This window comes from Chryseobacterium sp. LAM-KRS1 (assembly GCF_013184525.1).
GTDB classification, from domain to species: domain Bacteria; phylum Bacteroidota; class Bacteroidia; order Flavobacteriales; family Weeksellaceae; genus Chryseobacterium; species Chryseobacterium proteolyticum.
Genome location: NZ_JAAOIZ010000001.1, coordinates 1 through 25,429 on the forward strand (window position 1 = coordinate 1; position 25,429 = coordinate 25,429).

Genomic DNA, 25,429 nt, shown 5'->3' on the forward strand with positions numbered 1-25,429 from the left:
TATATTATCTGTTGGTGTATCATCTGTACCTCCATTAATCTGTGCTGTGTAGTGCAATAGATCTCCGCCATTTAAGGGTGGTGTTTGTGTTGGTGTGTTTAATGTAAAGGTTAATGTAATTTCTTTAGTCTCGAAGGGTAAAATATTGGTAAAATTCCAGGATAATATTCCAGTTGACTGAGTATTTGGAGCAATCGTGGAACTCACATAATTCATTAAATTATCGTTAAAGTTATAAGCCAAGGTTCCTGACTGCGTTGTGGTACCTTTATTTTTGTAGATAATTTTATATATTGCTTCAAATCCAGGTCTCGCAGCATTAACAGGAATTACAACTATTTCAAAATCATTATGTGTCCCGTTAGCGGTTAAGCAAAAATTTTGTGTCAATGGGCTTGTTTGGGTTGGAAAGTTTGCTGTGGCGTTTGCTGGAGAAATGTTAAAGTAGGTGGGGTTTTCGAGCACAGGTGTTATTATATGAGAACCTCCTTGCACAGGAATAGAATAATTTCCTGTGTTATTAGAAATTATACTTCCTGCAGTATTTCCATTAGTAATGTTAAACTTTTGAAATGATTTACTTGGATCATTGATATCACATCCATTATCATTACTGTCATATTTTATATTTCCTTGAATAGTATAGAATGTTCCTCCTGGAACATAAGAACAATAAGAATTTACTACACAATTGCTTTGAGTGGGTAGTAAATTGGTTACGTTTGATGCTTCAAAGTCATCAACACAGATATAAGATAAATTTGGAGTATTTAAAAAAGAAGAGGGATAAATTGATAAAAAGTCATTTTTCCCATTTTTAATGAATAAAGATTGCAGGCTATAATTAGAATCACAATTAAATGTCATAAGGTTGTGATTTTGTGATAAATCTAAAGTCGTTAATAAATTGACACTACATTGGATAGATTCAAGCTGAGATAGACCCGATACATCTATAGTTGAAAACTTATTACCCGCAATATTTAAACCCTTTAAATTAGGGATTTGAGAGAAAAGTAATGATGAAACGTTATTATATGCCAAATTCAAAGTACGTAGAGCAGTGTTATTATTAAAAGTGACATTATTAAGATTATTTAAAATCAAATTAGCAGATTGAAGAGCTGGTAAATTGCCTAGATTGATGGAAACGAGTTTATTAGATGAAGCATTCAGATTATACAATGAAGGGTTTCCAGAAAAATCTAATGCTTGAAGTTGATTGTCACTACAATCAATTTCAGTCAGTGCCGAACAACCTTGTAAAAGCAAGCTTGTTAATTTATTAAAATTAGTTCTTACCAAATTCAAGCTAGTACATCCTTGAATATTCATCGAGTTCAATGTTATATTACTATCCACCCTTACCTCTTCAAGAGAGGTCATGTTACTCATATCTATTGATGTCAACGAATTGAAACCTTTAAGATATATTTTTTTAAGATTAACAAAACCTTTAATTCCCTCCAAAGATGTAACAGCTTGCATCTCATTAACAATGGTGTGCCAGTAATCTGGCTTATATAGAAATAACTCACTAACAATTGCAGCCTCACTACTTTGTATTTGGCCATCATTGTTTGCATCTATATCAATAGCAACACCAATGCTATTTTTTGCTACAGGATAATTTGTAGTTAAAAGTACATTTTTGAAGTGAATATCCGGAATATTCACAATCTGTGCGTTAAGCACAGAAAATAAAATCAAAGAAATAAATATGTAGATTTTTTTCATATAGTCTTACTTATATTAATGTTTTTTAATTTCTTTCATTAGCTAAAAAACGCACAAAAATAAACTATTAAAATGTAAATTCAAGGGTTTATTTTTCTTCTTTTGTTTTAAATTAATTTATTGCTTTTCAGTAAAATCTATAGATTTTACTGAAAAGCAAAGACTGCTTCTTAAGGCAGTCTTTCGTTTATTGATGTAAAGTGATTTAATTCTTTATGAATTTCTGTACCATAACCTGATCTTTTGTAAACAATCTGATCATATAGCTTCCTTTAGTAAGTTCAGAGATATTGACAGAATTATTGCTTACGCTTATTGAATTTAAAATCCTTCCAGCTATATCATAGACTTCTGCCTTTACAACTTTCTCTTTTGACTTAATGAATAAAACATCTTTTACCGGATTCGGATAGATACTGAACTGGTCTTTATCATTAGTAATTTCGGATGTTCCTAAGGTATTCTGAACAGAAGTTGTAGCAGTATTCGTAATGATAGGCGCATTATAATCAAAATAGATCTTGGCTGTATTACTGAAACTATCTCCGATAACCAAATTAGATTTTGTTTTAATTTTAAATGAAACATATCCGTCATTATTCGCATTATCAAAAGGAAGCTGAATGTTTTCAAAAATAAATTCGACTACATTTCCATTGATTCTCGTTACAAAATTATGGCTTCCATTCAGTGCAACTAAGCTGGATATATCATATTTTGAAGTATCGATCTCATCCTTTACTACGATATTTTGAGCATTGGCCGTTCCTGTATTCTCAAATCTCATCAAATAATGAACATAATCTCCGACTTGTGCCTGAGTGATAGAAGAGCCTTCCAGACAGGTTTTATCATTAGGATCAAAAGAGTTGACAACGATTTGGTTTAATGTAAATGTATTATCTGAAGGAGTATCATCTGTAGCTCCGTTGATTTGTGCTGTGTAATGCAGTACATCACCACCGTTTAAAGGAGGAGTCTGTGTAGGAGTACTCAATTTAAAGGTTACTGTAATTTCTTTAGTCTCAAAAGGTAAGATATTGTTGAAATTCCAGGATAAGATTCCAGTTGACTGTGAATTAGGAGCAATCGTGGAGCTTAGATAATTCATTAGATTGTCATTGAAATTATAAGCTAAGGTTCCTGATTGTGCCGAAGTTCCTTTATTTCTGTAAACAATTTTATATTTTGTATCAAATCCAGGTCTTGCTGATTCAATTGGAATAATCATAATTTCCAAATCATTATGTATTCCATTAGCCGTTAAACAAAAGTTTTGTGTAAATGGGCTTGCTTGAGTAGGAAAGGTGGTTATTAAATTTGCTGGCGAGACATTAAAGTAAGTAGGATTTTCGAGTATAGGACTAATAGTGTGAGTTCCAGCTTGTAACGGTATGAAATGGACACCTGCCGAATTTGCAATAAAATTAGCAGTGGAAGACCCACTTGTAACCAAGAAATTTTGAAATGCTTTTCCTGGATCCGAAATATCACAGCCATTATTGTTGGAATCGTATTTTGTGTCTCCATTTATGGTGTAAAAAGTTCCACCAGGAGTAAAAGAACAATAAGAATTAACATTAACATTAGTATAACCATACATATTCAAGTAGGATAAAACAGCATTGGTATGCTGTAAATCACAACATACATATTGTAATTCTGAATTATCATCAATATTGAAATTATATGGAACACCTTGTCCTCCATTTTTAAAATTTAAAATCTTTATATTGTTATCCGAACAATCTAAGTAAGAAAGTAAAGGATTAGAACTCAAATCTAATAATGTGAGTTGGTTCTCTGAACACTTTACAGTTGTAAGAATAGGAAAACCTGTTAAATCAATACTGTTAAGAGCATTTTCATCAACATCAAAAATTTCGAGCAATGGGGATCCGGTTACTGTCAGGTTTGTAATTTCATTATCAACCAGTGAAATACTTTTTAGTAGTGGGTTGTTAGATATCGTTACATTAGGAACTGTAGTGCTATAATTGGAGGTAATTTCTGTGAGCAATGGGTTATTGGAAACAGATAAAGATTGTATGTCCGGGCCAAAAAGGGAGATTTTTTTTAAATCATTACAGCCACTAATATTTATAGTATTATTTAACCATGAATAACCGTAACTTGAAATCGTAACTTCTTCTAAATTATTTATACCGCTTAGATTAATATTACTTAGCAATACTCGTTCTAAATTTAGGACTTTGATATTTGGGCAACCTTGAAAATTTAAATAATTTAAATACTCTGAAATAGACAAATGTGTTAAAGAGGGAATATTTAAAGTAAGTGTTTGGAAATTTCCACCTTGAATATTCAATTTCTTAAGACCGGTACAATTATCTACATTAAGCGCTGAAAGATAATAACCAGCAGCAAATAATTCTGTAAGGGAAGTCATCCCGCTAACATCAAAAGAGGTGAAGTTATTGTTCGGTATAAATTGTACAGAGAGTTTCGTAAGATTTGTGAAACTTTTAATACCTGTAATATCGCCGATTTGCGATCCCACTGTACTCGTTGTTCCATTAATATCAAGAGTTTTTATTAAACTTGCTTCGCTAGCCTGAATTTCGTTGTCGCCGTTAAGATCTATAGCAACAGGATTGTGGTTAACGTCGAGAGCGATATAATTTGTATTATTTGCAGATAATAAATAAGATTTAAAGTTCGGATCTGGAATATTTAAGATTTGTGCTTTAAATATAGGCAGAATACTTACGAAAAGAATGAGGTAAAGTTTTTTCATAAATTTTATTGGTTTATCATTTTTTATGTGAGTTATTTTAGCATTACTTAATTGCTATTTAATGGTATCTAAAAAATATACTTAATTGAAATTAATTTTTTATGAATTTCTGTACCATAACCTGATCTTTTGTAAACAATCTGATCATATAGCTTCCTTTAGCAAGTTCAGAGGTGTTGACAGAATTATTGCTTACGCTTATTGAATTTAAAATCCTTCCTGCTGTATCATAGATTTCTGCCTTTACAATCTTCTCTTTTGACTTTATGAATACAATATCTTTTACCGGATTCGGATAGATACTGAACTGGTCTTTATCATTAGTAATTTCGTATGTTCCTAAGGTATTCTGAACAGAAGTTGTAGCAGTATTCGTAATGATAGGCGCATTATAATCAAAATAGATCTTGGCTGTATTACTGAAACTATCTCCGATAACCAAATTAGATTTTGTTTTGATTTTAAATGAAACATATCCGTCATTATTCGCATTATCAAAAGGAAGCTGAATGTTTTCAAAAATAAATTCGACTACATTTCCATTGATTCTCGTTACAAAATTATGGCTTCCATTAAGAGGAATCAAACTGGATAAATCGAATTTCGTAAGATCAATTTCGTCTTTTACCACAATATTTTTCGCATTGGCTGTCCCTGTATTTTCAAATCTGATTAGGTAATGAACGTAATCTCCAACTTTTGCTTGTGCAATTGAGGTTCCTTCAAGGCATGTTTTGTCATTGGGATCAAAAGAATTAACTACAGGTTGATTTAAAGTAAATATATTATCTGTTGGTGTATCATCTGTACCTCCATTAATCTGTGCTGTGTAGTGCAATAGATCTCCGCCATTTAAGGGTGGTGTTTGTGTTGGTGTGTTTAATGTAAAGGTTAATGTAACTTCTTTAGTCTCGAAGGGTAAAATATTGGTAAAATTCCAGGATAATATTCCAGTTGACTGAGTGTTTGGAGCAATCGTGGAGTTTAGATAATTCATTAGATTGTCATCAAAATTATAAACCAAAGTTCCCGATTGTGATGTGTTTCCTTTATTTTTGAAAAAAACTTTATATTTTGTATCAAAACCTGGTACAGCAGCAGTCACAGGAATAATGATAATTTCTAGATCGTTATGTGTTCCATTGGCGGACATGCAAAAATTTTGAGTAAGGGGACTTGTTTGTGTAGGGAAATTTGCAGTTACATTTGTTGGTGAAATATTAAAATAAGTAGGGTTTTCTAATACAGGTGTAATGGTATAATTGCCGGCTTGAACTGGAATTGAATAATTTCCTGAAGCATTTGCTATCATATTACCGGCATTATAAGGATTTGTTATTGAGAATTTTTGAAACGCTTTTATAGGATCATTGATGTCACAACCATTATTATTGGAATCATATTTCGTGCTTCCCTGTATGGTATAAGAATTTCCTCCGGGAGCAAAAGAACAATATGAGTTTAATACAACATTAGGCTGATTGTAATAATTGACCAGTGCATTTATCGCTCCCAACTCGATATCATCAACGCATATATAACTTAAACTTGGTGTGTTTGAAAAATATGGAGTTGCTCCTTGAGTATAGTTATTTTTTCCGTTCTTAATATTAAAGCTTACGAGATTGGGATTATTAGAAAAATTAAAATTACCAAGCTGTGTAAGTTGTCCCACATCAATAGTAGTAAAAAGATTATAATCAATATATAAATTTGCCACATTAGGAGCCTCCCCAAACGGAATGGTTACAAGCTTATTATGTGAAGCAACAATGTTTGTCAAATTATTATTGTTATTTAAAATTAATGTTGTAATTAAATTATTATTACATTCTAAAGTGACCAGATTTGGGAAATTGGAAATATCTACCGATACTAATTGATTTCCACTACATGAGAGACTTTGTAGATTGGGGGAGTTAGTAATTGAGAAACCAGAAAGTTGATTGTTAGCGATAGATAAAGTCTGCAGACTGTTCAAATTATCAAAAGAAACGTTAGTAAGATTGTTGTTGGCTACATGTATAAGTGTAAGGTTGGATAATCCTGTTATTTGAAGATTAGTCAAAGCATTATTAAAAGCACTTAAAGCCGTAAGATTGGTAAACTGATTGATACCTGTAAGATCAGCAATCATATTACCTGTTTGACCGGGAATAAAAAGTTCTGATACATTCAATGCTTCTGAAACCTGAATTTCACTATCTCCGTTTGTATCAATTACAATTTTTTGGTGGTTATTGTTGTATGCGATCCCGTTTGTTGTGTTTGCTGACAGAAGTTTGGCTTTAAAATTAGCATCTGGAATATTCACAATCTGTGCCTGAAACATAGCAAATATAATCAGAGAAATGATTAAGTAGATTTTTTTCATGTATTACTAGTTAGTAGTTATTTTTTTATTTTAAAAAGCAAAAATAAGCCATCAATAGTATATATCAATGGCTTATTATTTAATTATTGTTAAAATGTCTGTTTTTTTTATTGATTTTCTATCAAATCTAAAAATTGCTGTTCATCAAGGATCTCAATAGTCCCGATATCCTGAGCTTTTTTCAATTTACTGCCGGCTTTTTCGCCCACAACAAGATAATTAAGGTTTTTAGAAACCGCGGAAATATTTTTTCCACCATGTTTTTCCACCATATCCTCTGCAGATTCTCTTGTGAACAGAGACAGTTTTCCGGTGAACAGGAATGTTTTTCCATCAAGAACATGGGATAAAACTTCATTGGTATTTTCTCCTTTTTCAAGCTGAACACCATAGGTTTTTAAGCGTTCAATCATTAAAATATTTTCCGGATTATTGAAGAACGCTTCAATACTATATGCAATTTTACCTCCTATATCTTCCACCTGACACAATTCTTCGGCAGTTGCATTTTTCAGGTCATCAATAGTAGGGAAGTTTTTAACCAGTTTCTTGGCAACTGTTTCTCCTACATGTTTGATACCGATTCCATATAATACTTTCTCAAAAGGAATTTCCTTAGATTTTTCAATTCCTGAGATAATATTTTGTGCCGACTTTTCAGCCATTCTTTCCAGCGGAAGTAATTGCTCTTTGGTTAAAGTGTAAAAGTCTGCCGGATTTTCAATTAATTTTTCCCGGTACAGTTGTTCAATGGTTTCGCTCCCTAAATTTTCTATGTTTAAAGCCTTTCTTGAAACATAATGAATCATTCTTCCTACTACCTGCGGAGGGCAGTGAAGTTCATTCGGACAGAAATGAATCGCCTGATCTTCCACTTTTATAAGTTCGGTTCCGCATTCAGGGCAATGTTTAATGTATTCGATCTCCCTGCTTTTTTCTGTTCTTTTGTCTTTGTTGACGCCCACAATTTTAGGTATAATTTCACCTCCTTTTTCTACATAAACAAAATCGTGTTCATGCAGATCCAGTTTTTTAATGATATCTTCATTATGAAGAGATGCCCTCTTAACAGTGGTTCCTGCCAATAGAACAGGTTTCAGATTAGCTACCGGAGTAATGGCTCCTGTTCTTCCGACCTGATAGGATACACTTTGTAATTCCGTTTCTACTTTTTCAGCTTTAAATTTATAGGCCATTGCCCAGCGAGGTGATTTTGCAGTATATCCAAGCTGTCTCTGCTGTTGTAAAGAATTTACTTTTAATACAATACCATCAATTTCAAAAGGAAGATTATGTCGTTCTGTATCCCAGAAAGTAATGAAATCTTTTACTTCATCTAAAGTTTTACAAAGTTTTGCCTGCTGGGAAGTTTTGAAACCCCAGGTCTGAGCTTTTTGAAGCAATTCCCAATGCGTTTCTGCCGGAATTTCCTCGGAAATAAACTGATATAATACAGAAGAAAGCCCGCGTTTTCTTACCTCACCACTATCCTGCATCTTCAAACTTCCGCTTGCCGTATTTCGTGGATTCATAAAAGGATCTAATCCTTCTTCCTCTCTTAGTTTATTGATTTTATCGAAATTTTTTCTCGTGAGATATATTTCCCCACGCATGAAAAAACGATACGGGAAATCTCCTTTCAGTGTCAAAGGAATGTCTGAAATAGTACGTACGTTAGCAGTGATCTCATCTCCCTGGAAACCGTCTCCACGAGTAACTCCCTGTATCAGTTTACCATTTTCATACAAAATAGAAATAGAAGCACCATCATATTTTAATTCTGCAACAAATTCCACGGGGCCGGTAATTGTTTTAATAATTCGCTTTTCCCAGTCTTCAAGATCATCAAAATCATAGGAATTATCCAGGGAATACATTCTGAACTGATGCTGAATAGTAGGAAAGACTTTAGTGATCCCACCTCCAACACGTACACTGGGAGAGTTGGCATCATAAAATTCCGGGTGCTTTGCTTCGAGATCCTGAAGTTCCTTTAATAATTGGTCAAATTCAAAATCTGAAATGGTAGGTTCATCCAGTAAATAATAATTTTCATTATGCTGATGAAGTTCTTTACGAAGCTGTTCTATCTTTTGTTGAATGTTTTCGGACATTGCTATTTTTTCTTTTAAGCAAAAATAGCTAAAACTAATATCATTAAGAAAATAACATAATTAAATAATATGGATACATTAAAAATTTGTAATACATGATAAGTTGTTGATTGCCATTTCTTTATTTTATTTGTTAGTAATAGCTTAACATATCGTTCTAATTTAATTAAAGAAATGTTAAAATTTCCTTAAATAGCAAGCTTGTACAGACCCAATACCTTTGCCCCAGCTAATTTGAAAAGATGAGAAAAGTAAAGATTGTATTGGGATTATTGTTTTTGAGCTTTGGTACAATGGCTTATGCACAGACCACACAGGCATCCATTACCGGAAAAATCACCGGAACTAAAGCCCAGGAAAAAGTAAAGGTAACCATCGTTAATGAGTCTACAGGTTTTAGAACAGAAACTGAAACCAATTCAAAAGGAGAGTATATTTTTAAAGAAATTCCTCTTGGTGGTCCTTATACGGTTATTGTAAACGATGAAAAAAGAGAGGGCTACAATGTCAATTTTGGAGATCAGGTTACCGTAGATGTTAATCTTGGGGATCATGAAAAGGTAATTGAAACTGTAGTTGTAACGGGAAATCTTAAAAACAAGATCGGAAATCTTGGTGCGGCAACAGCTATTTCTGCTAAAAACATGGGGATATTGCCTGTTAATGGAAGAAATTTCACCAATCTTACAGAATTGTCTCCGTTAAGTGGAAAGGGAGGGAATTTATCAGGACAATTAGGATCTTCCACCAACTTTACCATCGATGGAATGACTGCCAAGAATCCAACTTCTGCAGGATCTACAACCAGCCGAAGTGGCGCACCTTATTCCATTTCAATTGAAGCAGTACGTGAATTTAAAATTACGACCAACCAGTATGATGTTACATTGGGAAGAAGTGGAGGAGGTACGGTAAGTGCTGTAACGAAATCAGGAACCAATACCTTTACGGGAAGTGCCTGGGAATATCTGAGAACAGGATGGTTATCCAGCAAATATGATATCAGGGGAAATGAAAGGGTAAACGACTTTTCAACCTCACAGTTCGGGGTATCTTTAGGAGGTCCGATTATTAAAAATAAGTTGCATTTCTTTGCCGCATGGGATCATCAATTGGATTCCAGGCCTTTGATCATTGCAGATGTAAGAACGAAAGATGATGCTTTAAGGTTTAATGTAACCAATGAAACACTTAATCAGGTTTTAAATATTGGGAGAGCTAAATATGGTGTCGGAAATACTCCGCAATTCGGAAGCTTTGATAAAGTTAGGAATTCTGATGCCGGATTCCTACGTTTAGACTGGCAGATCAACCCTAAAAACTTATTAACCTTAAGAAATAATTTTACTTATGATTTTAATAAAAACGGACTAGCAGATAACACGGCCATCAATTTTTTTGAATCTTATGGAAATGACAAAAACCTTGATAATAGCTTATTATTAACATTAAGATCAAATCTGAAATCAAATCTCACCAACGAATTAAAAGCACAATATTTATATACTTACCAGAACAGCTATCAGAACAATCAGCTGGGGCATGCTGTTCCAAGGGCAATTGTAGAACGTGTACCTTCTACCATTGATGGAAAGGACCTTACAACCAATATCCAGATCGGAGGACACCGTTTCGGACAGGAAAGCTTTAGAAATAATGTATTCCAGATCGTAGACAATTTATACTATAATACAGATAAGATTAAATATACAGCAGGTATCGACCTGATGTACACAAAATCAAAATCTATTTATGGTAGCGAGGTGAACGGAAGGTTTCAATTCTTAGGAATTGATAATTTTAATAACCTTACGCCTTACAGGTTTTACAGAGAGGTTCCTTTAATGGATGATTCTTCTGTAAAATCGAACATTTGGAATGTTGGCGTATATGGTCAGATTCAAACAAAAATTGCTAAAGGACTTGACTTAATGGCTGGTTTAAGGCTGGATTATGGTGGATATCCGAAAGCCGAGCTTAATCAAAAGCTATATGATCAAATGGGAATCAGAACCGATAACCGTATTAAATCATTCGTTATTCAACCCAGATTTCAATTTGACTGGAATATCAATGAAGAAAGTAAAGACTTCTTGAAATTTGGTGCAGGAATCTTCTCTTCGGATATCAACAATTATATGGTGATCAACAACCTTGTATTTGACGGAAGACACTTGGCAACGGTAGATGTGACTGGTAAAGATGTTCCTGTCCCGAACTTCACCAGCTATAGGAATGATTACGGAACTGTTCCTACTTTATCACAATATCAGATTCCTACCATTAATTACACAGGTAAAGATGCTAAAATTCCAATCGTTTATAAGGCGAATATCTCCTATACTCACTTCTTTAATGAAAGATTCAGAGCGGGTGTTGCTGCTTATGCTGCCTTAGGAAGAAACAATTATTTCTATTATGACAGAAACATGGTAGCCAATCCTTATTTTACATTAAATAATGAAGGGGGAAGAGGTGTTTTTGTTCCTTTGAATACAGTAAATGCCAATGGAACTGTTGATTGGAAAGCAGGCAGAATTAATAATAATTTCGGAAGGGTACTTGAACTTGTAAGCGACGGGAAAGTAAATCAGTTTTCGTTTGTATTTGATACAAGTTACCGTTATTACAAAGATGGAGAAATTACAGCAAGCTACACATGGTCTGATATCAAGGATAATACCTCATATAATGGGAATGTTGCCAATTCTGCAACTTTATCCACAATGGTTGAAAGTGACCCGAGAAATCTGAGAATGACATATTCCGATAATCAGTTCCGTAATAAAGTGGTATTGTATGGGAATTCACCTACCTTTTTTGGATTTACCGTAGGTATACGATATTCAGGGATAGGAGGAACTAGATTCTCAGTGACTTCCGGAGGAAATACGAACGGAGATTTTGTTGATACGAACGATCTGGCATACATATTCCCGAATCTTACACAGACTTTAATTGATAACCCTGAAGTAGGTAAAGCATTGAAAAACTATATCAGCGATTACAATAACAAAATTGCTGAACGTAATGGAGGTAAGAACGGTTTCTATGGAGTATGGGATATCCGTATTGCTAAGAAGATCAAGTTTGAAAAAATTGGTGGATTTGAACTTTCAGTTGATATTTTTAATGTTGCCAATCTTCTTAATAAAGAGTGGGGAGTCAATAAATCCTATGGAAATACAGCATTGTATAGAATTACAGGATTTGATGCAGCAACACAACAATATCAATATAAACTGAATACCAGTGGATTAGAACCTTTATCAGGTAATCCTTACCAGATTCAGTTAGGAGCGAAATATACTTTCTAAAATTTTAATACTACCTTTATGTCAAAGTCCCGGACTTTGACATTTTTAATTATCTGATTATATTATGAAAAATTTTATCTTAGGGTTAGCAGTTTTAAGTACAGTTGCAATGAAGGCACAAACCCAGATTATCGCACACAGAGGTTATTGGCAAACACAACCTCCAACCACCGAAAATTCATTAAAATCGTTGGAGAATGCCCAAAAACTTAAGATTTATGGAGCTGAATTCGATGTGAGAATGACAAAGGATGGAGTCCTGGTCGTTAACCATGATGAACACCACGGGAAAATGGAAATCTCCGAAACAGACTTCAAAGAGTTGGAAAAAGTGAAGCTCTCAAACGGTGAAAACTTCCCGACCCTTAAAGATTATCTGAAACAGGGAAAGAAAGATAAGTCTCTTAAGCTGATCGTTGAAATTAAGCCCGATAAGACAAAAGAAAAGGAAGATGAGCTGGTTCAAAAAACAATCAAAACAATAAAGGACCTGAAACTGGAATCTCAGAGTGAATTTATTTCTTTCAGCCTGAATATTTGTAAAGAAATTAAAAAGGCAGAACCGAAATTTAAAGTTCAATACCTTAATGGAGAATTGTCTCCGGAACAGATTAAAAATGAAGGTTTGGACGGGATGGACTATCATTACAGTGTTTTCGACAAAAATCCGACATGGATTTCCGAAGCTAAAGCATTGGGTTTAATTACCAATTCATGGACTGTGAATGATATTGCGGTTTACGAGAAATTAAAAAGCCAGGGAATCGGTTTTATTACAACAAATATTCCTGATCAGTTAAAAGGTAAATAGGCCTTAAAAGTTTATTTAAACGTAGATATTTTTTAGCAGCTTGCCCATGGCAAGCTGCTTTTTTTATAATATACATTCAGATGAGAACGATTCTGTTGATCAAGTATTTGATTACTAGATTTTTATTGTGATGTAAAAGTAGTGTATCATAAAAAGACAATAAAGATAATGAAATAAGTTATGCATGTCGCATTAAATAATATTCATCATTTTAATGTACTGTTAACCAGAAAAGTACAAACCCTTGTTGATAATGAGTTCATATTGTGTTTAATATTTTTTTAATAAATGTTAAAATAGTATTAAAACCATCTTCACCAGTAGCTTTTACTTTTGCGCAAACAAAAAGATATGCGTAAACAGAAACAGAAACTATTGTTTTTATCATTTTTGGGATTAGTTAGTTCCAGCCTGACAGCCCAACAGAAAGCCAGGAAAGATACCATTAAAAATATTGATGAAGTGGTCGTTACTGCTTTAGGTATTAAAAGACACGATAAATCTTTAGGATATGTTGCTGAAACCATCAAATCTGAAGAGCTGTTAAGAACCCAGAATAATAACTGGGCTCAGGCTCTTGAAGGTAAAGTTGCCGGTTTGAAGATCCAAACAGCGGGAGCGGGGCCTTTAGGAAGCTCACTCATCAAACTTAGAGGTGATATCTCGATGAATATGGATCAGAATAATGCACTTATCGTAGTGGATGGTGTTCCATTGAGCAATTCAACCACAGGTACCGGATTTTCAGCCTATGGAGCAGGAGCAAAAGCTGATTTACCTATTGATTACGGGAATGGAATCAACAGCATCAACCCTGATGACATTGAAACAATAACAGTTTTAAAAGGATCTACCGCAGCAGCTTTATACGGATCACGAGGTGCGGGAGGTGCAGTAATGATCACAACTAAATCCGGAAAAACCAAAAAGGGAAAAATACAGGTTACCTTAAATTCCTATTCAAGCTATGATACAGTGCTAAAATGGCCGGACTATCAATATGAGTATGGTCAGGGGACTATGCAAAAGGATTCGAAAGGGAATTATTTCTATTCGTATGGGGCTTCACCGGATGGAGTAAATACCGGTGGTACTAGTAGTGCATTCGGGCCGAAATTTGCAGGCCAATATTATTTTCAATATGATCCCACATTGGAAGGTCAGAGTGCGGAACGACAACTATGGAGACCATACAAAGACAATATCAAAGGCTTCTGGCAAACAGGTAGCACATTTTCAAACAATATTGCTGTAGAGGCATCCAATGAAAATACCTCTTTCAGGTCCTCATTAACGTATCTTAAAAATGAGTGGATGATGCCTAATACGGGTTTCGACAGATTTAATGCAGCGATTTCTTTTGACCATAAGATCAATGAAAAATTAAAAATAGGAGTTAAATTCAACTATAATAAAATGACAAGTGATAACCTTCCTGCGACAGGTTATAGCAATCAATCGATTTCCTATTTCATGATTTTCCAGAACCCGAATGTAGATCTTGCCTGGTATCGGCCGATATGGAAAAAAGATAAATACCAGGTGGATCAGATCCATCCCTTCAGTTCCTATATTGATAATCCATACATGATCGCCTACGAAATGTTAAACGGGGTGGATAAGAATTTTATCACAGGAAATATAAACCTTAACTATAAATTGGCCAAAAACTTTGAGGTCATGTTCAGATCCGGTATGGAGCTCACCAATGAAGAACGTACTCAGCAAAGGCCATGGAGTTCTGCCAACTATCTTCAGGGAATGTACAGGGAGCAGCATATTAAACAGATGGATCTTAATAACGATTTATTATTTACTTATAAAAATACATTTAAAGATTTTGATTTCAGTGCATCAGTAGGAGGAAATATCCGTTATTCCGAATACACGATGTATGATTATCTCGCCGACGGTCTTTTGAAGCCGGGAGTTTATACACTGCCCAATGGGATTGCCAACATTACAAAATTTGCAACTCCAAACGATAAGCAGGTCAATAGTGCCTATGGTTTGGTGACTTTGGGGTATCAGAATAAGATCTTCCTTGACCTTACGGCAAGAAATGATTGGAGCAGCACACTTCCTAAAAACAACAGATCCTATTTTTATCCTTCAGCAGGGCTTTCTTTTATTCTTTCAGACATATTCAAACTTAGCTCAAACCAGTTCAATTACTGGAAATTAAGGGCTTCCTGGTCAAAGGTTGGAAATGACACAAGCCCTTATAAACTTATAAAATATTATAACAACAGTGTGTTCTCCGGATCAGTAGAGGCTCCCTCTTTATTTCCTAATCCTAACCTGAGACCTGAGATGCTTACCAATATTGAAGCCGGAATGGATTTCAGTATAATTAAAAACAGGATCAGCTATTCCATTACCGCATACCAGAACAATTCTAAGGACCAGATCGTTGATATCCCGGCTCTGTATGAAACAGGATATAGTAAAAGAACCATCAACGCAGGGGAGGTACGAAACAGGGGATTGGAAATGACTTTAAATACCTTTCCCGTTAAAAATAAAAATTTCTCGTGGAATGTAAATGCGAACTGGTCAATGAACAGAAATAAGATCCTTTCACTTCCGGATGAATTTCAGGGACAGCCTTATACTTTAGGCAGTGTAGGTGGAGTGGTGTATTATAATGCAGTAGTTGGTGGATCGTTGGGAGATATGTATGGCTATGGACTGATGTATTCACCTGACGGACAGGTTGTATATGGAAGTGACGGCTTAACAGCAAAGCCAACTGAGATGAAAAAGATAGGAAATGCATATCCGAAATGGAGGGCCGGTCTTCAAAACGAGTTCAGATACAAGAATTTTACCATCAGCTTTTCTTTTGACGGACAATACAAAGGAATGGCCTATTCCCAGTCGCATCACAAAATGACTGAACAGGGTAAATTAACGCATACCCTGATCGGAAGAGATAATCCGAATGGTCTGATCGTAGGAGAAGGAGTGGTACAAAATCCTGACGGATCTTACTCACCAAACACCAAAGGTGTCGCCGTTTCGGCTTATTACGCTGATTATTACAGAAGAGCCAATGTAGAAACCAACTCATTTGATACCTCTTTTGTCAAATTAAGGGATGCAAGAATATCTTATACTTTGCCTAAAAGTGTAACGGAGCAGCTTAAGCTGACTGATCTTACAATAGCATTATTTGGAAGAAATCTTTGGATGTGGACAAAGTTCCCGTTATTCGATCCTGAAGCTGCAACTCTTAATGACAGCCAGATTACACCGGGAGTGGAAATGGGACAGCTGCCTACGGCCAGAACAGTGGGAATTCAGCTTAACGTTAAATTTTAAAATTGAAAATCATGAAAAAATTATTACTCAACATATTATTAATTTCGGGAATAGGTCTTATCCCTCTTTCCTGCAGCAGAAGTCTTGATGAAGTAAATATTGACGAAAGCAGGATAAGTGATCCGGTAGCGGCTAAATTACTTGTTCCTATTCAATATAACATGGCTTCCGTTAATTACATGCGGGCCAATGATTTTACGTTTGACATTATGCAGGTGTCACTTGATTTTCCGAATGAAGGAAATTCGTTGAGCCGGTATTATCTTACCGAAAATACAGGAGCCGGATTCTGGAATAACTCATATAAATGGCTGAAACAGGTAAAAGACCTGAAAGAGGCAGCAATAGTAGAAAAAGATCAGAATTATCAGGCTATTGCTATGGTATTAAATGCCTGGATTTATTCCAATCTTACAGATACCTATGGTGATATTCCCTTTACTGAAGCTTCAAGATTAGACGATGGGATATCACAGCCTAAATTTGATAAACAAAAAGACATTTATATTCGATTGCTGGATGATCTGAAAGCAGCCAATGCACTTTTTATTACCAATAAGCCACTTACAGGGAATGATCTTTTCTATAAGGCAGAATCGGATGCCAATGGGATTATAAACTGGAAGAAGTTTTGTAATTCTTTGTCGTTGAGGTTGCTGACAAGAATCCTGAAGAAAAACGGAGAAGTAAATGTTCATCAGCGAATTCAGGAGATTGTAAATGATCCTGCCACATATCCTCTTTTTCAAAATAATAATGAGACAGCAAAGCTCAATATTACAGGAGTATCACCACTTCTTCCTCCCATTGCAAGACCTCAGGATTTTACTACAGGAAGAGCGGCTTCGGAATTTTTTGTAGAAACTCTGAAAGCGAATAATGATCCACGTCTGGCTATGTTTTTCGGCCAGGCTAAAGATATTGCCAGCCAGCAGAATATCGGGTATAAAGGTGCTCCATCAGGTTATGCTTATGGAACGATATTCAGTTATCAACCGTCCAATATGAATCAGAATCTAGCAAAAGCTCCGCTGAATATTCTGATTTATCCTTATGCAGAACTGCAGTTCATCCTTTCGGAATTGGCAAACAAAGGAATCATTCAGGGAAATGCCCAGACCTTTTATGAGAATGGGGTAAAGGCTGCAATAGAACAATGGGGAGCTGTTGTACCTGCAAATTATTTTGCGAATCCGAATGTCGCTTATAATGGAAATATCGACAGGATTATGCTTCAGAAATATATTGCATTGTTCTTTGTAGATCAGCAACAATGGTTTGAAAAGAGAAGAACCGGTTTTCCTGTACTTCCCAATAATGGAGGTCTACTTAACAATGGAAATCTGCCCCAAAGGTTGATGTATCCACCTAATCCAAAAGTTTTAAATACAACAAATTATCAGGCTGCTGTTCAGCAGATGGGAGGAGATAATATCAATATTAAAACCTGGTGGAATAACTAATAAAAACCTGAAGTAATACATCTTAATAAAAATAAATCATCCTATGAATATTAAATTATTAATGCCATGCCTTCTGATTTCAGCAATGGCATGGTCACAAACTTCCGTATCCGGCTACGTGTACGAAGACATGAATAAAAATCAAAAAAAAGAAAGCCGTGAGAAAGGAATCGAAGGAGTAGCGGTATCTAACGGTGCCCAGGTTGTTTTAACAGATAAAAATGGAAGATATAGTTTACCGATTAGTGAAAATCAAACCATTTTTGTGATCAAACCATCGGGTTACATGACGCCTGTTAACAGTAATAATTTACCTCAATATTACTATCATTACAAACCAAAAGGATCTCCTTCGGATTTTAAATACAAAGGAACGCTGCCGACAGGGGAGTTACCAAAAGAGCTCAACTTTGCATTGTACAGACAAAAGGAGGATAAAAACTTTGATATCCTGGTTTTCGGAGATCCTCAGCCTTACACAGAGAAAGAACTGGATTATTTCAAAAGAGGAATTGTAAATGAAGTAAAGAACACAAAAAAGAATGCGGTTCTGGGAATCAGTCTTGGAGATCTTGTAGGAGATAATCTGAGCCTTCAGAAACCGTATGCTGATGTCATGAAAGAGATTGGTTTACCATGGTACAATGTAATGGGAAATCATGACATGAATTATGATGCAAAGGAAGATCAGTTTTCAGACGAAACTTTTGAAGCTAATTTTGGACCTGCCAATTATTCTTTTAATTACGGGAATGTACATTTTATTATTTTAGACGATATTCTTTATCCGGATCCGAGAGACGGAAAAGGATATTGGGGAGGATTCCGAAATGATCAGCTGCAATTCATTGAAAATGACCTGAAGCTGGTGGATAAAAACAAACTGATTGTGATCTCTTTCCACATTCCGTTGGAACATACTAATGAAGATAATTTCAGAAATGCGGACCGTCAGAAATTGTTTGATTTTTTAAGCCCTTTTCCTAACGCGCTTCTTTTATCAGCACATACTCATATCCAACAGCAGATCTTTTATGGCAAAAAAGCAGGTTGGAATGGAGCTAAAGACCTTCATGAATATAATGTAGGAACAACTTGTGGTGACTGGTATTCCGGAACTCCTGATGAAATGGGATTGCCAACTTCTACGATGAGAGACGGAACAGCCAAAGGATATTCATTCATAAGTTTTGCGGATAACCAGTATAAAGTTAAATACAAAACAGCCGGTAAACCTGATGACTATCAGATAAAGTTGTATGTTCCGAAGGTCATTCCTTATCCATCAAAAACATCAGCTAAAATTCTTGCCAACTTCTTTATGGGGAGTAAAAAAGATAAAGTGGAGTACAGGATAGATAATGCGGAATGGAAAGATATGGAGTATGACGAAACGATCGATCCTAATTTTGCTTTGTCCGTATTCAAATGGGATGCCACACAGAATCTTTTTCCGGGAAGAAGACCCTCAAATCCTGAAATGGCAAAACACATATGGATCGGTGGATTTACTAATAAATTAGCACTAGGGAAGCACAAGGTGGAAGTGAGAGCTATGGATATGTATGGAAACCAATTTTCAGCTTCTGAAGAATTCGAGGTGAAAGAACCCGTGCTTATTCCTTAATTTATTCTTTTTTTACTATACTTTCTGAGAACCGGCTTCTATAAGCCGGTTTTATTTTAAAGAATATCGTGGAAAAACATTCACATGATTCATCTTTAAACAAAATATGCTTTCGTAAATTTGTATGACGAAAAAGTATTATTATGAACATAAAAGGAAAAAATGCCATTGTAACAGGTGGTGGAAGAGGCTTAGGAAAAGCAGTTGCTTTGGCTTTGGCGAATGAAGGAGTGAATGTTGCCATTACAGGCAGAAATGAAGCCAACTTAAAAGCGACTGTTGAAGAAATTAAAAATATTGGGGTCAATGCGGCGTATGCTATTTTCAGTGTTGATGACGAATCAGCAGTAAAAGCAGGTATCGAATCTTTAGTAAAAGAACTTGGAGGTGTAGATATTTTAATCAATAATGCCGGAATCGGAGATTTTGGAACGATCGAAGAAATGCCTTCTGAAACCTGGGAACAGGTTATTAAAACCAATCTTTTTGGGGTGTATTATGCGGCAAAAGCAGTATATCCGTTTCTGAAAGAAAAGGGAGAAGGAGATATCGTAAACGTTGCTTCCACGGCCGGTTTAAAAGGAGGAGGAAATATGTCAGCTTACGCAGCTTCAAAAGCTGCCGTTATTTCTCTTTCACAATCCATGATGGCAGAATGGAGAAAGCAGAATATCCGTGTCGTAACCTTAACGCCAAGTACTATTGCTTCCGATATGAGCATTCAGGGAGGATTAACAGATGGAAACCCTGAAACAGTTCTTCAGCCGGAAGATTTCGCAGAATGGGTAAGAGATATCCTGAAAATGAACAGAAGAGCATTAATTGCAAACGGTTCTATTTTCTCTACAAATCCATAACAAAAGATCTTTAGCAATACAGATAGATGAGCTATTTGCTGAATGATTTATTTTATATGAATACAGGCGGGTTTTAACCCGCTTTTCTTTATTTTTGTACCAAATTGATCACATGCAAAATTATTTAGAATTCAACTTCAGAATTTCTCCGCTTCAACCATGGAATGAAATATTAATGGCAGAGCTTATCGAAATAGGCTTCGACAGTTTTACGGAAGAATTGGAAGGAATTCTGGGTTATATCCAGAAAGATTTATTTAATGAAAATGAATTGAAGGCACTGCCTCTTTTTGAAAATGAAAATGTAACAATTGAATATACTTTCCAGGAAATGCCAAACATCAACTGGAATGAGGAATGGGAGAAAAATTTCTCACCCATTAATATTGATGATAAAGTCTTGATCAGAGCTGAGTTTCATGATTCCGTACCCGGAATGCATGAAATCATTATCCAGCCTAAAATGTCTTTCGGAACCGGACATCATCCTACGACCCATCTCATGATCCAGCAAATGATGGATATTGACTTTCATGGTAAAAAGGTTTTGGATATGGGCTGCGGAACTTCAGTATTGGCCATTTATGCAAAGCAACAGGGAGCTGATGATGTGAAAGCTATTGATATTGATGAATGGTCTGTTGAAAATTCTAAAGAAAATGCTGAAAGAAATAATGTTGTCCTTGATATTGAGCAGGGAACCGCAGAGAATCTGGGAAAAGAGCATTATGATGTTATCTTGGCGAATATCAACCGTAACATTTTGATTTCAGATATTCCTACTTATGTTTCTGTTTTAAATAACGGGGGTAAATTATTGCTGTCAGGATTGTGCTTCTTCGATGTAGATGATATTCTTGAAGTATGTAAGGCAAATAACCTTGAGTTAAAAAAACAGCTGCAGAGAGAAGAGTGGGTAAGCTTATTGCTTGAAAAATAAGAATATAAAATTATTGTATGAAATCTCTTTTCACTGTTTTATTTTTGGGTCTTCTGCAGTTCTTTTCAGCACAGGAGGAGGAATACCCTTACGGGGTTTTTAATTTTCAGGAAAATAAAACACAAAAAATATTTACCGATTGGACGAGGGTAAGGCAGGAGCCTAAAGTAGATGCACAAATTCTCGACTCTTTGCAAACCAATCAGCAGATTCTTATTGTTAAGAAAGAAGAAATTGTTTTAAAATTAGGAGAAAGGTCTTCCAACTGGTATAAAATATCCTATCAGAAGGGAGAACAGGTTGCTGAAGGGTACATCTGGGGCGGAAATCTTTGTGTAGGATACAGAAATAAAAACGGATATGATTTTCTTTTTGGTCTTTCAAAAACTGAAAATAGAAAGGATAAAAGATCAGGGGAAAATTTTAAACAAAATATAGCCAGTATTAAAGTGCTTGAAGGTAATACCCTTGTAGATGAGGTTTTCTTTAATACAGGACGTGGGGAAGAATTGAGCTATGGAACTTTTACCTTAGAAAGCAACCATAAACTGCAAAATGTAGAGCTTACCCTAAAAGCTGCGGTTTCCGGGGAAGCGTGTGGTATTGCCAGCTACGACCAATATGTATTGTTTAAAGATAAAAAGTTAATTGCATTGCCGCAGCTGATGAATGTTGGAGATGCCGATGTTTATTATCACAGTGAAAATTTTATATTTCCCAATGATAAAGGAGGAGCTCCTAATACCATTATCTTCAAAATGGAGGAAATGGAAAAGGATGAAAAAGACAGGGAAAAGAAAAAATATTCCTCAAAAACTTATCTCTGGAATGGAACTTCTTACCAACTAAAATAAAAATCCCGCTGGTTTACAGCGGGATTTTTTGTTGTTTATCGGTATAGATAAAACTTTAAAAAAGACTTTCTTATTTTAAGGAGTAGTTTTTACTGCATTATACATCATTGAGTCTTTCTGCTGGTCAGTATAATCATATTTGTAGTTATAAAATGAAGATTCCCAATCACCATACCCAACATTAGGAATGATAATGAATTTTTTTCCGAAATCCTTTGCTGAATTCTTTACTGCAGCAGACCTTTCTGTTTCTGATTTTTTGTCGAATATGCCGGAGAAATCAGAAAGATTATCTCCCAACAATAAAACAATATTATAATTTTTAGCAATATCAGCTCTTCGGTTTTCTTTACTGCTTTCCTTTGAGCGGAGGATAAGGTTGGTATCATTTTGAAGCGGGAAATTGTATTTTTTCAGGTTTTTTACTGTTCCTGCACGTTCCTGCTCCAGACGATTGGTTACATAAAATACCTGAACACCCTTGTCAGCGGCATATTGGTAAAATTCCTGAGAGCCCGTAAGCGGTTTTGCAATTCCCTTAGAGGTCCATTCCTCCCAGGTGGTCTGGTCATAACCCTTTCCCATCTTAGAACGTTCAACGGCATAATAAGAATTATCTAAAAAAGTCTCATCAATATCTGAAACAATAGCTAAAGGTTTTTCCGATTTTTGTAGTAAAGCTTCATCCAAACGGAGCCTGGCAATATTATATGCCTGGAGACAAAGTGCTTCGTATTCTGCTGCCCGTTGCTGATAAAACGCAGCGTATATTTTTCCGTCACGCCCGAGATTTTGATAAGGACCGTCCTGGGCAGAAACTTTTGAAACTGGAGCTGCTGTTTTGCAGGATAATACCAAAACAAATAAACAGTTTGCGATAATGAATTTAAAATTTTTCATTGAATTAATATAGAGAAAACAAATTTAGGGTTTATTGATTTTTGCTGCAATTAAATGGATGGGTTGCCCGATAAAATATTTGTCTCTTTGAAAATTTTAGAAAGTTAAGTAGTATGTAATCAGTGTTTTTATGACATAAAAGTATGGTGAATATGGAACACAAAAAAACTCACAATTTTCATTGTGAGTTTAAAAGTGAGCGCGAAAGGATTCGAACCCTTGACCCGTTCCGATTAAAATCGGAATGCTCTATCCTTTGTTGTGTATTAATTGAAATTATAGGACACAAAAAAACTCACAATTTTCATTGTGAGTCTTAAAGTGAGCGCGAAAGGATTCGAACCTTTGACCGTCTGCTTAGAAGGCAGATGCTCTATCCAGCTGAGCTACGCACCCATTGGTAATTTTGAGAAAATTACTAAAACAGTCGGGGCGGCAGGATTCGAACCTGCGACCTCCTGGTCCCAAACCAGGCGCGATGACCGGACTACGCTACGCCCCGATTAAAGGTCATCTGAAACGAATTTTACCTCGTTTTTTGTGGGTGCAAATATATAGAGTTTTTTTGAATTATAAAAATAAAAATCAATAAAATATTTTTTAATTAAACGAAAGACTTGCTATAAGGCTTTTAATCATTATGTTAAATGTATAAGGGATTTTTTGTTTTGCAATGCAGGTCAATCAAATTACTTTTATATGGTAAGTATGGTTTTATTAAATGTAAAAAATTGACAAAATCATCTGCTCACAAAACAATCAATACACTAAATAAACAATTTACAACATTCTTCTCACAAATTGTAGCAGAAACTTTACGCAACAAGCGTGCATTGCGCCTTAAAAATGAGTATTATTGTAAGAAAATTAATTTCTGCAAAATATATGGGGTATTGGGAGATCTTTTTGTTTTTTTTAATTATCGCTTTCATTTATTCTTCCGTAGGTTTTGGAGGAGGATCCAGTTATCTTGCAGTTCTTGCCATGTATAACCTTCCTTACCAGGAAATACGCTTAACGGCACTTATTTGTAATGTTATTGTGGTCGTCGGAGGGGTGTTTATTTACATCAGAAATAAGCAGACGGACTGGAGGAAAATAATACCGCTTACCATTGTAAGTGTTCCTATGGCATTCCTGGGAGCGGTTTTAAAAATAAGCCAGGAAACCTTTTTTCTGATATTAGGGATTACATTAATCATTGCGGCATTGTTGCTTTGGATAAGAACAGATTTAAAAAATGGAGAAGATCATCCGGAACGTACGGGCACTTCTCTATTCAAAAACGGACTTCTGGGAGGTGGAATAGGATTTTTATCTGGATTGGTAGGCATTGGTGGGGGAATTTTTCTTTCCCCTCTCTTAAACCTTATGAAATGGGATACTCCACGAAAAATTGCAGCAACATCAAGTGTTTTCATCCTGGTTAATTCAGTGTCAGGGATTTTCGGACAGTTATCCAAACTCTCTGCCGATATGGATTATTTCAGGATCCTGAGTTTGTGTTTTGCCGTATTTATCGGTGGACAGGTAGGTTCCAGAATGTCCCTGAAATGGAATCCTTTGGTCATCAAAAGAATGACCGCTATTTTGGTACTGGTGGCTGGGATAAATGTTTTAATAAAATATTGGTAAAAAGCTAAATGTAAAAATGATAATTAAAATATTAGCATTCGGAATAACGAAAGATATTTTCGGAGGTTCAGAAAAAAAAATAGAAATAAATGAAGGAGCAAGCGTCAAAGTACTCAAGGAGTTTCTGGAGAAAGATTTTCCGGAGCTTAAAAAACTAAAATCCTATTTTATTGCCATTGACGATGAATATGCGGAGGACAATCAGATCATTGAAGTCTCTAACGAAATAGCAATAATCCCTCCGGTAAGCGGAGGGTAACACCTATGGTTGATATTAAAATAACAGAAAATATACTGGATCTTACAAATTGCTTTACCCTTGCTTCCGATCCTGCATGCGGAGGGATTGCGTCATTTGTAGGAACGGTAAGAAATCATACGAAAGGCCAGGCTGTCATCCGTTTGGAATATGAATGTTACGAGTCTATGGCGGTTAAGGAGATGAGGAAAATAGCAGATGAAGCTATTTCCTTATTTTCGGTAAAAAATATTGTAATTCATCACCGTACAGGAATTTTATTTCCTGGTGATGCAGCAGTGATAATCGTGGTGAGCGATGGTCACCGGAATACTGTTTTTGATGCGTGCAGCTATATTATTGAAAATATAAAAAAAACGGTTCCCATCTGGAAAAAAGAAATTTTTGATAATGGAGAAGAGTGGGTTTCAGCGCACCCGTAATTTGAGGAATAAAATTTTGTATCTTTAAGTATCAATT

Annotated in this window: 16 protein-coding genes and 2 tRNA genes; 11 read left to right on the top strand and 7 right to left on the bottom strand. The window is 35.3% G+C overall.

Annotated elements, in window-relative coordinates; translation table 11 throughout:
* The 4 genes from G9C87_RS00005 to ligA all read right to left on the bottom strand — a co-directional run.
* Nucleotides 1–1,737 (bottom strand): leucine-rich repeat domain-containing protein (locus tag G9C87_RS00005; protein ID WP_172276487.1); only part of this gene is annotated, 1,737 nt, incomplete at its 3' end.
* A 205-nt stretch (nucleotides 1,738–1,942) separates the two neighbouring features.
* Nucleotides 1,943–4,495 (bottom strand): T9SS type A sorting domain-containing protein, encoded by a 2,553-nt coding sequence (locus G9C87_RS00010; protein ID WP_172276490.1) that lies wholly within the window; start codon nucleotides 4,493–4,495, stop codon nucleotides 1,943–1,945.
* A 91-nt stretch (nucleotides 4,496–4,586) separates the two neighbouring features.
* Complete coding sequence (locus G9C87_RS00015) at nucleotides 4,587–6,869, bottom strand: T9SS type A sorting domain-containing protein (protein ID WP_172276493.1); 2,283 nt, start codon at nucleotides 6,867–6,869, stop codon at nucleotides 4,587–4,589.
* Nucleotides 6,870–6,976: 107 nt separating this feature from the next.
* A complete protein-coding gene (ligA, locus tag G9C87_RS00020; RefSeq protein ID WP_172276496.1) occupies nucleotides 6,977–8,983 on the bottom strand; it encodes an NAD-dependent DNA ligase LigA in 2,007 nt (668 codons plus the stop codon).
* A gap of 242 nt (nucleotides 8,984–9,225) precedes the next feature.
* Between ligA and G9C87_RS00025 the strand changes: the two genes are divergently transcribed.
* The 8 genes from G9C87_RS00025 (at nucleotide 9,226) to G9C87_RS00060 (ending at nucleotide 22,176) form a co-directional block, all read left to right on the top strand.
* On the top strand, nucleotides 9,226–12,300 hold the full coding sequence (locus G9C87_RS00025) for a TonB-dependent receptor (protein WP_172276499.1): 3,075 nt from the start codon (nucleotides 9,226–9,228) through the stop codon (nucleotides 12,298–12,300).
* Between the two features lie 64 nt (nucleotides 12,301–12,364).
* Nucleotides 12,365–13,111, top strand: coding sequence for a glycerophosphodiester phosphodiesterase (locus G9C87_RS00030; protein WP_172276502.1), 747 nt, complete (start codon nucleotides 12,365–12,367; stop codon nucleotides 13,109–13,111).
* A 351-nt stretch (nucleotides 13,112–13,462) separates the two neighbouring features.
* Entirely contained in the window at nucleotides 13,463–16,435 is a 2,973-nt protein-coding gene (locus tag G9C87_RS00035) for a SusC/RagA family TonB-linked outer membrane protein (protein ID WP_172276505.1), read from the top strand.
* An 11-nt stretch (nucleotides 16,436–16,446) separates the two neighbouring features.
* Nucleotides 16,447–17,898: a SusD/RagB family nutrient-binding outer membrane lipoprotein gene (locus tag G9C87_RS00040; RefSeq protein WP_172276508.1), complete on the top strand. Its 1,452-nt coding sequence runs from the start codon at nucleotides 16,447–16,449 to the stop codon at nucleotides 17,896–17,898.
* A gap of 43 nt (nucleotides 17,899–17,941) precedes the next feature.
* The gene (locus G9C87_RS00045; RefSeq protein WP_228456920.1) at nucleotides 17,942–19,525 is read left to right on the top strand and encodes a calcineurin-like phosphoesterase C-terminal domain-containing protein; all 1,584 of its coding nucleotides are present in this window, start codon (nucleotides 17,942–17,944) and stop codon (nucleotides 19,523–19,525) included.
* Nucleotides 19,526–19,668: 143 nt separating this feature from the next.
* The gene (locus tag G9C87_RS00050; protein ID WP_172276511.1) at nucleotides 19,669–20,382 is read left to right on the top strand and encodes a 3-ketoacyl-ACP reductase; all 714 of its coding nucleotides are present in this window, start codon (nucleotides 19,669–19,671) and stop codon (nucleotides 20,380–20,382) included.
* 112 nt (nucleotides 20,383–20,494) lie between these two features.
* Nucleotides 20,495–21,322 (top strand): 50S ribosomal protein L11 methyltransferase, encoded by an 828-nt coding sequence (prmA, locus tag G9C87_RS00055; RefSeq protein WP_172276514.1) that lies wholly within the window; start codon nucleotides 20,495–20,497, stop codon nucleotides 21,320–21,322.
* Nucleotides 21,323–21,339: 17 nt separating this feature from the next.
* Entirely contained in the window at nucleotides 21,340–22,176 is an 837-nt protein-coding gene (locus G9C87_RS00060) for an SH3 domain-containing protein (RefSeq protein WP_172276517.1), read from the top strand.
* A gap of 75 nt (nucleotides 22,177–22,251) precedes the next feature.
* Here the strand turns inward: G9C87_RS00060 and G9C87_RS00065 are convergent, their stop codons facing one another.
* The 3 genes from G9C87_RS00065 to G9C87_RS00075 form a co-directional block, all read right to left on the bottom strand.
* Nucleotides 22,252–23,076: a 5'-nucleotidase, lipoprotein e(P4) family gene (locus G9C87_RS00065; RefSeq protein WP_172276520.1), complete on the bottom strand. Its 825-nt coding sequence runs from the start codon at nucleotides 23,074–23,076 to the stop codon at nucleotides 22,252–22,254.
* A 322-nt stretch (nucleotides 23,077–23,398) separates the two neighbouring features.
* Nucleotides 23,399–23,472, bottom strand: a tRNA-Arg gene (locus G9C87_RS00070).
* Between the two features lie 31 nt (nucleotides 23,473–23,503).
* A tRNA-Pro gene (locus tag G9C87_RS00075) sits at nucleotides 23,504–23,578 on the bottom strand.
* Nucleotides 23,579–23,922: 344 nt separating this feature from the next.
* On the opposite strand from G9C87_RS00075, the gene G9C87_RS00080 reads away from it, so the two are divergent.
* The 3 genes from G9C87_RS00080 to G9C87_RS00090 are packed head-to-tail and all read left to right on the top strand — an operon-like array spanning nucleotide 23,923 to nucleotide 25,392.
* Nucleotides 23,923–24,711 carry a sulfite exporter TauE/SafE family protein gene (locus G9C87_RS00080; RefSeq protein ID WP_228456921.1) on the top strand — a complete coding sequence of 263 codons (789 nt, stop codon included), beginning with the start codon at nucleotides 23,923–23,925 and terminating at the stop codon, nucleotides 24,709–24,711.
* 16 nt (nucleotides 24,712–24,727) lie between these two features.
* Entirely contained in the window at nucleotides 24,728–24,970 is a 243-nt protein-coding gene (locus G9C87_RS00085; RefSeq protein WP_172276523.1) for a MoaD/ThiS family protein, read from the top strand.
* Nucleotides 24,971–24,975: 5 nt separating this feature from the next.
* Nucleotides 24,976–25,392, top strand: a complete 417-nt coding sequence (locus G9C87_RS00090) for a molybdenum cofactor biosynthesis protein MoaE (protein WP_172276526.1) — start codon at nucleotides 24,976–24,978, stop codon at nucleotides 25,390–25,392.
* The last annotated feature ends 37 nt before the right edge of the window (nucleotides 25,393–25,429 follow it).